The organism is Microbacterium sp. NPDC056569, assembly GCF_042793475.1.
Classification (GTDB): domain Bacteria; phylum Actinomycetota; class Actinomycetes; order Actinomycetales; family Microbacteriaceae; genus Microbacterium.
The window spans coordinates 169,287-181,590 of sequence record NZ_JBHTUV010000001.1; the positions used below are offsets into that span (position 1 = coordinate 169,287).

General features: G+C 71.2%; 10 protein-coding genes. All 10 read right to left on the bottom strand.

What is annotated here, in order from left to right:
- Nucleotides 1-57 precede the first annotated feature (57 nt).
- Entirely contained in the window at nt 58-276 is a 219-nt protein-coding gene (locus tag ACFQ7C_RS00685; protein ID WP_378896566.1) for an Rv0909 family putative TA system antitoxin, read from the bottom strand.
- Between the two features lie 171 nt (nt 277-447).
- Entirely contained in the window at nt 448-1,641 is a 1,194-nt protein-coding gene (gene tuf / locus ACFQ7C_RS00690) for an elongation factor Tu (protein WP_378896568.1), read from the bottom strand.
- Between the two features lie 158 nt (nt 1,642-1,799).
- Nucleotides 1,800-3,914: an elongation factor G gene (gene fusA / locus ACFQ7C_RS00695; RefSeq protein ID WP_378896570.1), complete on the bottom strand. Its 2,115-nt coding sequence runs from the start codon at nt 3,912-3,914 to the stop codon at nt 1,800-1,802.
- Nucleotides 3,915-4,008: 94 nt separating this feature from the next.
- Nucleotides 4,009-4,479 carry a 30S ribosomal protein S7 gene (rpsG, locus tag ACFQ7C_RS00700; RefSeq protein ID WP_042538706.1) on the bottom strand — a complete coding sequence of 157 codons (471 nt, stop codon included), beginning with the start codon at nt 4,477-4,479 and terminating at the stop codon, nt 4,009-4,011.
- 5 nt (nt 4,480-4,484) lie between these two features.
- Complete coding sequence (gene rpsL, locus ACFQ7C_RS00705) at nt 4,485-4,853, bottom strand: 30S ribosomal protein S12 (protein ID WP_018171438.1); 369 nt, start codon at nt 4,851-4,853, stop codon at nt 4,485-4,487.
- Between the two features lie 353 nt (nt 4,854-5,206).
- Nucleotides 5,207-5,773 carry a hypothetical protein gene (locus ACFQ7C_RS00710; RefSeq protein ID WP_378896574.1) on the bottom strand — a complete coding sequence of 189 codons (567 nt, stop codon included), beginning with the start codon at nt 5,771-5,773 and terminating at the stop codon, nt 5,207-5,209.
- The gene (locus ACFQ7C_RS00715) at nt 5,770-7,362 is read right to left on the bottom strand and encodes a DUF5684 domain-containing protein (RefSeq protein ID WP_378896576.1); all 1,593 of its coding nucleotides are present in this window, start codon (nt 7,360-7,362) and stop codon (nt 5,770-5,772) included. The genes ACFQ7C_RS00710 and ACFQ7C_RS00715 overlap by 4 nt, the downstream gene beginning before the upstream one ends.
- Nucleotides 7,359-9,920 carry a transglutaminaseTgpA domain-containing protein gene (locus ACFQ7C_RS00720; RefSeq protein ID WP_378896578.1) on the bottom strand — a complete coding sequence of 854 codons (2,562 nt, stop codon included), beginning with the start codon at nt 9,918-9,920 and terminating at the stop codon, nt 7,359-7,361. Before ACFQ7C_RS00720 ends, ACFQ7C_RS00715 begins: the two co-directional genes overlap by 4 nt.
- On the bottom strand, nt 9,917-11,326 hold the full coding sequence (locus ACFQ7C_RS00725; RefSeq protein ID WP_378896579.1) for a DUF58 domain-containing protein: 1,410 nt from the start codon (nt 11,324-11,326) through the stop codon (nt 9,917-9,919). Before ACFQ7C_RS00725 ends, ACFQ7C_RS00720 begins: the two co-directional genes overlap by 4 nt.
- Entirely contained in the window at nt 11,323-12,288 is a 966-nt protein-coding gene (locus ACFQ7C_RS00730; protein WP_378896581.1) for an AAA family ATPase, read from the bottom strand. Before ACFQ7C_RS00730 ends, ACFQ7C_RS00725 begins: the two co-directional genes overlap by 4 nt.
- Nucleotides 12,289-12,304: the final 16 nt, after the last annotated feature.

Below are 12,304 nucleotides of genomic sequence, written 5' to 3' on the forward strand. Positions count from 1 at the left end.
CCTCAGGAAACGCGAAAGCGGCCCGGGTCTCCCCGGGCCGCTCCCTGAATGCTGCCGCTATTGGTTGCCGACCGCTCCGTCGACGTTCCCGCGGACGTCGTCGACCGTTCCGTGGTGCTCCTCCGGCACGACCTTCTTGGCGAGATCGGAGGCACCGTCGAGCACCTTGTCGCTGATGTCCTCGGCCTGCTCGGACTTCAGGAACTCGCCGATCTTGTCCTTGTTCTGCTCGTAGAGGTCCTTGCCCTGGTTGACGAGGTCTTCGAAACCGCCCATGCTCACTCCTTCGCACGCCCCCGGCGAGGCGTCCAGACCCATACTGTCGCGACGGATGCTGCGGCGGTACCCCGTCGCTCGTCAACCGCCCGCACGGGAAGAAGACGCCCGGAACGCGGAGAAGCCCCCGGGATCACTCCCGGGGGCTTCTCGCAGCAGTGCGCGAAGAACTTACTTGATGATCTTCGTGACCGTGCCGGCGCCGACGGTGCGGCCACCCTCACGGATGGCGTAGCCGAGGCCCTCCTCCATGGCGATCGGCTGGATCAGCTCGACCGTCATGTCGGTGGTGTCGCCGGGCATGACCATCTCGGTGCCCTCGGGCAGCGTGATGACGCCGGTGACGTCGGTGGTGCGGAAGTAGAACTGCGGACGGTAGTTCGTGAAGAACGGGTTGTGACGGCCGCCCTCCTCCTTGGACAGGATGTACGCCGTGCCCTCGAAGTTGGTGTGCGGGGTGACCGAACCGGGCTTCACGACGACCTGGCCGCGCTCGACGTCGTCACGCTTGGTGCCGCGCAGGAGCAGACCACAGTTCTCGCCGGCCCAGGCCTCGTCGAGCTGCTTGTGGAACATCTCGATACCGGTGACGATCGTCTTCTGCGTCGGGCGCAGACCCACGATCTCGACCTCGGAGTTGATGGCCAGCGTGCCACGCTCGGCGCGGCCCGTGACGACCGTGCCACGGCCGGTGATGGTGAAGACGTCCTCGATCGGCATGAGGAACGGCTTGTCCTTGTCGCGCACCGGGTCGGGGATCGACTCGTCGACCGCCTCCATGAGCTCGAGGATCTTGGCGGTCCACTCGGCGTCGCCCTCGAGAGCCTTGAGGCCCGAGACGCGGACGACCGGAGCGTTGTCGCCGTCGAAGTCCTGCGACGAGAGCAGCTCGCGGACCTCGAGCTCGACGAGCTCCAGGATCTCCTCGTCGTCGACCATGTCCGACTTGTTCAGCGCGACGAGCAGGTAGGGCACGCCGACCTGCTTGGCGAGCAGCACGTGCTCACGCGTCTGAGCCATCGGGCCGTCGGTGGCGGCGACCACGAGGATCGCGCCGTCCATCTGAGCGGCACCGGTGATCATGTTCTTGATGTAGTCGGCGTGACCCGGGGCGTCGACGTGGGCGTAGTGACGCTTCGGGGTCTCGTACTCGACGTGCGAGATGTTGATCGTGATACCGCGCTGACGCTCCTCGGGAGCCGAGTCGATCGACGCGAAGTCGCGCTGCACGTTGGTGGCCGACGGGTACTTGTCGGCGAGCACCTTCGAGATTGCGGCGGTGAGCGTGGTCTTGCCGTGGTCGACGTGACCGATCGTTCCGATGTTCACGTGCGGCTTGGTGCGCTCGAACTTGGCCTTAGCCACTGGGTCCTCCTCAGGACGTTCGTGTAGAGGTTCCGGGCGCTGGTGTGCGCCGGTCGTCTACGGGGATATCTCCACCTTAGTAGAGACGGTTCTGGTGATTCTGTGTGAAGTTGTGCCGTCGGGATGCCTCGTCACCGAGGCATCCCGACGGAAAAGGGTTACTCGCCCTTGACCTTCTGGACGATCTCGTCGGCCACGTTGCGAGGAACCTCGGCGTAGCTGTCGAACTCCATCGAGTACACGGCGCGGCCCGAGGTCTTCGAGCGCAGGTCGCCGATGTAGCCGAACATCTCGGACAGCGGGACCAGCGCACGGACGACCTTGACGCCCTGGGCGTCCTCCATCGACTGGATCTGGCCACGACGCGAGTTCAGGTCGCCGATGACGTCACCCATGTACTCCTCGGGAGTACGCACCTCGACCGCCATGAGCGGCTCGAGGATGACGGGGTTCGCCTTGCGGACGGCCTCCTTGAAGCCCATGGAGCCAGCGATCTTGAACGCCATCTCGGACGAGTCGACGTCGTGCGACGCGCCGTCCATGAGGATCGCCTTCACGCCCACCATGGGGTAGCCGGCGAGCACGCCGACGTTCATGGCGTCCTGGAAGCCCTGGTTGGTCGGCTCGATGTACTCGCGCGGGATCCGGCCACCGGTGACCTTGTTCTCGAACTCGTACGTCTTGTCGGCCGTGACCTCGAGGGGCTCCAGCGCGAACTGGATCTTCGCGAACTGGCCCGAGCCACCGGTCTGCTTCTTGTGGGTGTAGTCGTGACGCTCGACGGTCTTCTTGATCGTCTCGCGGTACGCCACCTGGGGCTTTCCGACGTTGGCCTCGACCTTGAACTCGCGCTTCATGCGGTCCACGAGGATGTCGAGGTGCAGCTCGCCCATGCCCTTGATGACCGTCTGGCCGGTCTCGGCGTTCTGCTCGACGCGGAACGTCGGGTCCTCTTCGGCGAGCTTCTGGATCGCGAGACCCAGCTTCTCCTGGTCGGCCTTGGTCTTGGGCTCGATGGCGACCTCGATGACCGGCTCCGGGAACGTCATCGACTCGAGGACGACCTGGTTGGCGCTGTCGGCCAGGGTGTCACCGGTGGTGGTGTCCTTGAGGCCGATGACCGCGTAGATGTGGCCCGCGGTGACCGAGTCGACCGGCATCTCCTTGTTGGCGTGCATCTGGAAGATCTTCCCGATGCGCTCCTTCTTGCCCTTGGTCGCGTTGACGACCTGGGCACCCGAGTCGAGGTGACCCGAGTAGACGCGGATGTAGGTGAGGCGACCGAAGAACGGGTGCGTCACGATCTTGAACGCGAGCGCCGCGAACGGCTCGTCGCGGTCGGCGTGACGCTCGATGATGACCTCTTCGTCCTTCGGGTCCTTCGCCTCGATGGCGGGGACGTCGAGGGGCGACGGGAGGTAGTCCACGACGGCGTCGAGCATCGGCTGCACGCCGCGGTTCTTGAACGCCGAGCCGCAGAGCACGGGGTAGAGCTCCGAGGCGATGGTGAGCTTGCGGATTGCGGCCTTGATCTCGGCGACCGTGAGCTCCTCGCCGCCGAAGTGCTTCTCGAGAAGCTCCTCGTCGGACTCGGCGACCGTCTCGAGAAGGATCTCGCGGTACTCCGCGGCCTTGTCGGCGAGGTCGGCCGGGATCTCCTGGATCTCGTACTTGGCGCCCATGGTCACGTCGCCCTTGGCGTCGCCGGGCCACACCAGCGCGCGCATCTCGACGAGGTCGACGACGCCCACGAAGTCGCTCTCCGAGCCGATGGGCAGCTGGAGCACGAGCGGCTTGGCCTTCAGGCGGTTGACGATGGTGTCGACCGTGAAGTAGAAGTCGGCGCCCAGCTTGTCCATCTTGTTGACGAAGCAGATGCGGGGAACGTCGTACTTGTCGGCCTGACGCCAGACGGTCTCGGACTGGGGCTCGACGCCCTCCTTGCCGTCGAAGACGGCGACCGCGCCGTCGAGGACGCGCAGCGAACGCTCGACCTCGACCGTGAAGTCGACGTGGCCGGGCGTGTCGATGATGTTGATCTGGTTCTTGTTCCAGAAGCACGTGACGGCGGCCGACGTGATCGTGATGCCGCGCTCCTGCTCCTGCTCCATCCAGTCGGTGGTGGCAGCGCCGTCGTGCGTCTCGCCGATCTTGTGGTTGACGCCCGTGTAGAACAGGATGCGCTCGGTCGTCGTCGTCTTGCCGGCATCGATGTGCGCCATGATGCCGATGTTGCGGACCTTGTTGAGGTCGGTGAGCACTTCTTGTGCCACGGGGTGTCCTTAGCTGTTGAAGGTGGTTCTGGGCGGGCGGCCCTTCGACAGGCTCAGGGACCGGCGAACCGGTCGCTGAGCCTGTCGAAGCGGCTCACCAGCGGTAGTGCGCGAAGGCGCGGTTCGACTCGGCCATCTTGTGGGTGTCCTCGCGGCGCTTGACCGCGGCACCGAGGCCGTTCGAGGCGTCCAGGATCTCGTTCTGGAGGCGCTCGGTCATCGTCTTCTCACGACGGCCCTTGGCGTAGCTCACGAGCCAGCGGAGGGCGAGCGTGTTGGCGCGGTGAGGCTTGACCTCGACCGGCACCTGGTAAGTCGAGCCACCGACGCGGCGCGACTTGACCTCGAGGGTCGGGCGCACGTTGTCGAGCGCCTTCTTGAGCGTGGCGACGGCGTCCTGGCCGTTCTTCGCCTCGACACCCTTGAGGGCGTTGTACACGATCGACTCGGCGAGCGACTTCTTGCCGTCGACGAGGATCTTGTTCACGAGCTGGCTGACGATCGGTGCGCCGTAGACCGGGTCGTTGACGACGGGGCGCTTCGGGGCGGGTCCCTTACGAGGCATCTTTCTCAGCCCTTCTTCGCGCCGTAGCGGCTGCGAGCCTGCTTACGGTTCTTGACTGCCTGGGTGTCGAGCGCACCGCGGACGATCTTGTAGCGGACACCGGGGAGGTCCTTCACACGACCGCCGCGGACCAGCACGAGCGAGTGCTCCTGCAGGTTGTGGCCCTCGCCGGGGATGTACGCGGTGACCTCGGTGCCGTTGCGGAGCTTGACACGGGCGACCTTGCGCATCGCCGAGTTCGGCTTCTTCGGGGTGGTCGTGTACACGCGGGTGCAGACACCCGCCTGCTGCGGGTTCGCCTTGAGCGCCGGCGCCTTGGTCTTCGAGACCTTGGGCGAGCGACCCTTGCGAACCAACTGCTGAATGGTTGGCACGTTCTCTCCTTGTTGTGCTGCACGGTGACAGCGTCGTGGTCTCCCCCGCGGCATCCGGATCTTGCGATTCGTGACGCTGCGGGCTCACGCTGACCCACCGACGCGCCAGAATGGCTGACGCGCTTCTTGTTGGTGGGTATGCCGTGGGGGTGGCCTGTTCGCAGGCCTTTCCCTGAGATGCGGCGCCCGCCCGGCCGCCGACACGCCGAGGCACGTCGGACGGCGCGCGTGAGCGCACACCCGATCCATGATACGTGGGTTTCGGGGGTCGGGCAAACGCGCAAGCACGTCGCGAGCCGGACGCGCCGACGACACGCCGAGGCAGGGCCGACAGCGCCCGCGAAGCACGCCCGTCAGGCGATCGTCAGCAGGACGGTGAGCGCGAGCGCAGCCACGACGATGAGGACGGATGCCGCAGCCACGACCGTGACGGCCCGCCGGCGTCTGCGGCGCCGGTGGGCGGCGTCCGCGGCCGCCGTGTCGACGTAATCCTGGGGCCCGCGCCGGGCCGTCCCTGCGCGGGAGACGACTGCCGGGGGAACGGGGCGCGCGCGATACGAGGCCGTGCCCGAGCCGGGCACCGCCGCCCTGCGGCCGGCGGGCTCAGCCGCGAGCGCCGCATCCACGGGACGGACGGATGCTGCGCGCCCGCCGTCAGAGCGGGCTGCGACGTCGTCCGGCGCCGGCGGGTGGGCCGTCCGGCGCGGTCCGGGCGGCGCGGGCTCGGTCGCCGCCTGGGTGGGCACCTCGGAGTCCGACGGCACGCTCGACCGCGCAGACACGACGGTGTCGTCGTGCTCTCCCAGCCGCCCCGACGACCGTCGCGAGGGCAGAGTCCGATCGTCGGGCGCGTCGTCCTGCTCCGGCTCGGGGGTCCGGCGGCGCGAGAGGGCGGTGCGCTCGTCGTCGGGGTCGATCACCCGTCGCTCCGCCGCAGCCGCACCTCGGCGTCGCCGAGCAGGAACCGGTCGCCGGCCTCGACCTCCTCGCCGGGAGGGGCCTCGACCTCGGTGCCCATCACGGTCGCGAAGAGCACGCCGTTGGTGGAGTCGAGGTCGGTGACGTACCAGCGGTCGTCGCGCAGCTCGAGGCGCGCGTGCGTCTTGGAGACGGTGCCGTCCTGGATCGAGACGAGCTGCGCGCCGGGGAAGTCGGGGTCGCCGGCGGGCCGGCGGCCGAGGATGACGACCTCGGCCGAGAGCGCGACCGGATCGCCGGTCGGCGGCACCAGGGTCCAGTCGGTGCGCTTGCGGCGGGCGATGATCGTCTCTTCGAGGAAGTCCTGCTCGTGGGGGATCTCGGGCTTGGCGTGGAACGCCGACACCGACGACCGCGCCGAGCGGGGGGATCCGGCGTCGGGGGCGCCGACGATCGCCGACACCGGGCCGGACGCCTCGGGGAAGGCCTCGGCCTCGCTCATCGGCGAGCGCGCGGGCGCCCACGGCTCGCGCTCGCCCTCGGCCGCCGGGGTCGCGGGCACGCGCGTGACCGGTGGCCGCGTGATGCCCTCCTCACCCGTGGTCGCGGCCTCGGGCGCCACCAGCGGCTCCGACCCGTTGCGGCCGACGGCCGGCGCCGGGGCCGGCGACGGGTCCGGTGCGGGTGGGACGGACGCGAGCGGCGAGGCGGGGACGGCGGAGATCGGCGCCGGCGCCCCGGGCACCGCGCCGGTGACCTCTGCGCTCAGGTCGACGCCGTCGAGCGCGAAGCCCTGCCACGGATCGGTCTCGGGCCCGCCGGACTCGCCGCCGGCCGCGGACACGGGGCGGCCGGGCAGCGGAGGCGGCGTCCACCCGGCGGCGGGCGGCGCGGCCTCCGCGTCGGCGGACGCCTCGGCCGCCGCGGAAGGCGACGCGACGGGCGCCGCGGGCGCGACCGTCGAGGCGGGCGTCGGTGCAGCGGGCGCCGCAGCCGGGGCCGGTGCGGGAGGGGCGTACGAGGGCGGCGGCGGCGCGAATGCCGCGACCGCATCCGTGGGCAGGGGTGGGATCGAGGTCGGCGCCGGCGGGTACGGGGTCGGCACGCCGGCCTGCGGCCGCGGTGTGGGGAACGGCGGCAGCGGGGGCGGCGTCGTCGCCTCGCCCGAGGTGCGACGCACGCCGGCTCCGACCGCGCCGCGGGTCGCGGCATCCGTCTCGCGTCCGACCCAGCGCGCGCTCCCCCAGCCGACGATCGACGCCCACACCGGGAACAGCAGGAAGCCGAGCACGGTCATGCCGGCGCCGAAGCCGAAGGCGACGCTGACGCGGAACAGCGCGATCGCCCAGACCACCAGGAACGCGAGGTTGACGAACGGGATGAACGCCAGGATCACGAGCCACGGCGAGAGTCCGGCGAGCTGCAGGACCACGATCGTGTTGAGGATCGGCACCCACGCCTTCCAGGCCTCGACGCCGGACTTGCGGAACACCGCCGACAGCGCGAGCGCGGTCCAGACGTAGAGACCGGCGAACAGCAGCAGGCTGATCAGCGTTCCGAAGACGACGGCGGTGGCATCGGTGGCGTTCATGGCATGGGACGCACGGGCTCGGCCCGTCGTCTCCCCCTTTCGGCGAATCGCGCGCGGCCGCCCGGTTCGGGCGCCATCGGACGGAACAACGATCTCAACGATACGGTCGCGAGCGCCCCACGCCAGAACCCGCGTTCACGCCGGAACCTGCGCCGCTCGGCATCGACGGCCTCCCAGTAGCGTCGCGCCTCGCCGTCGGGGAGGTCCGCGTGCGAGAACACCGCGCGGTCGGCGTCGCGCGCGAGCGCCGCTCCGGCGGGCGTCGCGAAGGCGGCGGCGAGTTCGCTGCGCGTCGCGGTCCGGGGTGCCGCGCGACCGCTGTCGAGGGCAGCGTCGACGTACTCGTCCCAGCCGCCGGCGATGCGGGTCGCGGGCGTGCCGGTGCGCCGACGCGACCGGCGTCGCGCCGCCTTCGTGCCGATCACGATGAGGAACGGGCCGAGTGCGAGCACGAGCACGACCAGCGCGATCCCGCCGAACCGCAGCAGCGGCCAGAGCCACGCGAGGTCGGCGCCCGCGTCGTCGTCGGCGGGGCGGTCGGAGGCGGAGTCCTCCTGAGCGGGATCCGGCGGCACGACCTCCTCGACCGAGTCTGGGCGCACCTCGGTGACGTTCTCGGGGTCGCGCTGCTCGGTCACGTCGAGGCTCGGCGACTTCGCATACTGCGGCGTCACGTCGACGGCGACCCACTCACCGGCGGCGGACTGCACCTCGGTCCACGCGGTGAGGTGCTGCGCGCGGCACGCGCCGTCGTCGCAGGTCGCGAGTCCGGGCTCGGCGGAGGCCAGGCGTGCGCCCAGCACGACGCGGGAGGGGAATCCGAGTTCACGGGCGATGAGCGCCGCGGCGACGGCGAACTGCTCGTCGTCGCCGACCGCGGCGACGTAGTTGCCGGATGCGGCGGCCCGCGGGTCCGTCTCCCGCTCGAGCAGGCGCGCGAACATCGTGTCGACGCGGGCCAGCGAGTGGCCCGAGGCACTGGGCTGGAAGGTGTAGTCCGGCAGCGCCGCCACCCACGCCGGCTCCTGGTCGCCCTCCGCGAGTCCGTGGCTGAGATACCCGCGATCGCGCAGCAGTTCGACCAGGCCCGCGAGGGCTGCGCCGCCGGTACCGGTCATATGCTCGTCGATCCACGCGCGCAGGCTCTCGGGCGCCCCGACGCCACCGGGGCTTCCCGGCGGCTCGAGCTCGGCGAGCTCGGGCGTCTCGGGCTCGACGCCGCGCAGCACCAGGCCGTCGCCGGCCTCGAAGCCCCCGCCGGCGGTCTGCACCCCGGCCGAGGCGGCGGCGTTGTAGTAGAACCGGTCGGCCAGCGATGCGGACCGGTCGCCGTCGAACTCCACGGTCTCCAGGCGGCCCGTGGTGGGCATCCAGATCCCGTCCCACGCGTCGATCTCGACGCGCGCCTGGACCGGCGTGCCTTCGCCGGCGTCGAGGGCCGACGGCACGCGCACGAACCGGCCGGCGTCGACGGCGCCCTCGCCGCCCGAGCGGAAGACCTCGCCGTCGTACGCGTCGAGGGTCGCGATGCGCACGCGCTCGGGCAGCGTGCCGACGACGCCGTCGGTCACGACGGGCTCGACGGTGAAGAGCACGTCGTCGGCGCGGGCGTCGGCGAAGAGCGCGCGGTACTGCGAGAGCGGGCTCACCTCGGCCGACAGATCGATGTCCGGGCCGACGGCCGAGCGCAGCACCTCGCGCTCCGCGCCGCGGGCGGCGAACGGCACGACCGCCACCGCGACCCCGAGGGCGACGACCACCATGCCCGCGCCGAGCGCGGTGCGACGCCGGTCGGCCGCGGAGGGTCGGCGCGAGATGCGGACGCCGCTCGATGCGGCCGCACGCTGGAGCGCGCGGACGCGCTCGTCGTGCGTGCGCCAGGCGAGCCACAGGAGACTCGCGACGAGGCCGGCAGCGCCGACGACCGTCTCGACCGGTGCGTAGAGGAAGACGGGGCCGAGCGCGAGCGGGGCGCTCACCACGGTGCGGCCGAAGAAGAGCCCGAATGTCACCATGCCGAGGGCCACCGGCACCGCGGCGTAAGCGGTGCGGTCCTCCCGCCACGCGAGCAGCAGCACCGCGCACGTGCCGACGAGGAACACGACCAGCGCGGGGACGAGCAGGTTGCGGTACGACCCCACCGGCAGCTCGACGGTGACGAGGTCCTTCCAGCCCAGCACGAGCCCGCTCGCCAGCTCGCCGAACCCGCGAACCACGTCGTCGGGCGTGCCGAGGCGCGAGGGCACCGCGAGCGGGACCCCGACGAGCAGCACGGCGAGGGCGAGAGCAGCGGCGACCGCCCAGCCGTTCCAGCGCCGCCACCGCGCCGTCGCGGCGATCGCGCCCCCCAGCAGGGTTCCGACGACGACGAGGAGCGTGAAGCTGCCCGAGCGGTAGATGGGCCAGGCGGCGACGGCCGCGACGACGGCGATCACGGCGGCGAAAGCGGTGCCCACCCGCACGTGGGCGGGGATGCGGGGCGTGCGCAGGCCCAGCGCGTCGAACGCGCCGCGGGGCGCAGCATCCGTCTTCGCCGTCACCGGGATCGACCCGCTCACGATGTCGCTCCCCGCAGCAGGAGGCCCGAGAGGTCTTCGAGGGTGCCGACGGTGAGCACCGTCATGCCCGACAGCTGCTGCATGCGCGGGTGGGCCCGCTCGTCGCAGATGAGCCCGACCACGCTCGTGTCGGCCGGGAAGGCGAGGGCGGCCTGCTGCAGCCGGGTGAGCGGCACGCGCGAGCCGACCACGACGAACGCGATCGACAGCCGCTCGCCCGACTCCGCGGTGAGCCGGCACACCTCGCCGACCGGCATCGTGCTCTCGAGCAGGTCGACGCCGCTGAAGCCGTCGAGCATCGGACGGGGCGCGGCCGCGGGGATGTGGCGGATCGCGCGCAGCCGCCCGCGCACGACGCGCGGGATCTCGGATCCTGTCACGATCTGCACGTCGCGCGCGTCGTGCACGGCACGCAGGCCCAGCGACGCGGCGCACGACACGGCGAGCTCGAACTCGTCGGCGTCCGCGTACTCGGCCTGCGAGACGCCGAGCACGACGGCCATGCGGGAGCGGCGGGACTCCTCGTACTGCCGCACCATCAGGCGCCCGGTCTTCGCCGTGGAGCGCCAGTGGATCTGCCGCCGCGAGTCGCCGGGGGCGTACTCGCGGATCGCGTGGAACGACATGTCGGCGTCGACCAGGCGCCGCGTCGGCGCGCCCTCGAGGTCGCGGATGAGCCCGGCGCTCGTCGACGGCAGCGAGACCGTGCGCGGGTGGACGTACAGGTCGTGCACGTCCGGGAACGAGTGCTCGCTGCGCAGCATGCCCACCGGGTCGCTGCGCACGGTCGTCGCGGGACCCACGGTCACGATGCCCCGCGGGAGCCCGGGGATGTCGAGCGGCTGCTCGACCCAGTGACCGGGCCTCAGCAGGGGGACGCCGAACTCGACGAGGCCGGCGCCCACCGGGATGTCGACGCGGCCCGGCAGGGCCGTGCGGTGACCGTCGTTGCGCACCATGATGCGCCCGGCGACACCGTCGCCGGCCACGATCCGCTCGTGGGTCAGCGACAGGTCGACGTCGTACGCGCGGGCGCCGAAGAGGAACGGCACCGCGGCGAGGAGAAGGACGACGGATGCTGCGCCCGCGACCATGAACTCGACCCAGCCGAAGACGAGGCCGAGCACGAGTCCCACGGTCGCCGCGACCGCCACGAGGACGCCCGCCGGCCGGATGGTCTGCGCCGCCCACTCCGCCGCGGCCGTGATGCCCGAGCCCGCCGCCCGCCACGCGCCCGTCCACCACACCGCGGCGCGCACGAACGCGCGCCCGCGGCGCGACTCGGCGACGCTCGTGGCCGTGGCGGTCACGTGCGTGCGGCCGGTCGTGCCGGTGGACTGGACGGTGCGCGTGATGCGCGGCTCCACCGTGCCGGTGGAGCCGCCGCGGCGCTCGGGGACGCTCATACCGCTTCGCGCCTCGAGGGCGGTGCGACGTCGAGGAGCACCTGCCCGACCACGGTCTCCTGCGTGACGCCGTCGAACTCGGCCTCGGGGTGCAGGATCAGGCGGTGCGACAGCACCGGCACCGCGAGCGTCTTCACGTCGTCGGGGGTCGCGTAGGTGCGCCCCTGAGACGCGGCGCGAGTGCGCGCGGCATGCGTGAGGGCGAGGGCGCCGCGGATGCTGACACCCAGACGCACCTCGTCCGCCGACCGGGTTCCGTCGACGAGGCGGGCGATGTAGTCCAGCACCAGGGCATCGACGTAGACGTCGGCGGCGAGGTCGGCCATGCCGACCAGCGCCTGCGGCGTGATGATCGGCGCGAGCTCGGCGGTCGCGATCGCCGCACCGTCGAGGATGCGCACCGTCGCGGCGTGGTCGGGGTAGCCGAGCGACGTGCGCATCATGAAGCGGTCGAGCTGCGCCTCGGGGAGGCGATACGTGCCGGCCTGCTCGACCGGGTTCTGCGTCGCCAGCACGAGGAACGGCACGCCCGCTTCGCGCGAGACGCCGTCGATCGTGACCTTTCCCTCCTCCATCACCTCGAGCAGGGCCGATTGCGTCTTCGGGCTCGCGCGGTTGATCTCGTCGGCGAGCACGATGTTCGCGAAGATCGGGCCTGCGTGGAACTCGAACACGCCCTCCTTCTGGTCGTAGACGCTCAGCCCCGTGATGTCACTCGGCAGCAGGTCGGGCGTGAACTGGATGCGCGTGTTCGTCCCCTGCACCGACTGCGCCATCGCCCGCGCGAGGGAGGTCTTGCCCGTGCCCGGCACGTCTTCGAGGAGCACGTGGCCGTCGCTGAGCATCGCGGTGAGCACGAGCTCGACGACGTGGCGCTTGCCGAGCACGGCGCGCTCGACGTTGTCGGCGATCTGCCCGAACGTCTGCGCGAACCAGTCGGCCTGCTCCTGCGTGATGGTCATGTGGTGTGTCCTCTGT

Excerpts from the sequence above, each read along its gene's own strand:
- ACFQ7C_RS00715 (WP_378896576.1), bottom strand. The coding sequence starts at position 7,362 with ATGAACGCCACCGATGCCACCGCCGTCGTCTTCGGAACGCTGATCAGC.
- ACFQ7C_RS00730 (WP_378896581.1), bottom strand. The coding sequence starts at position 12,288 with ATGACCATCACGCAGGAGCAGGCCGACTGGTTCGCGCAGACGTTCGGG.
- ACFQ7C_RS00685 (WP_378896566.1), bottom strand. The coding sequence starts at position 276 with ATGGGCGGTTTCGAAGACCTCGTCAACCAGGGCAAGGACCTCTACGAG.
- ACFQ7C_RS00725 (WP_378896579.1), bottom strand. The coding sequence starts at position 11,326 with ATGAGCGTCCCCGAGCGCCGCGGCGGCTCCACCGGCACGGTGGAGCCG.
- rpsG (WP_042538706.1), bottom strand. The coding sequence starts at position 4,479 with ATGCCTCGTAAGGGACCCGCCCCGAAGCGCCCCGTCGTCAACGACCCG.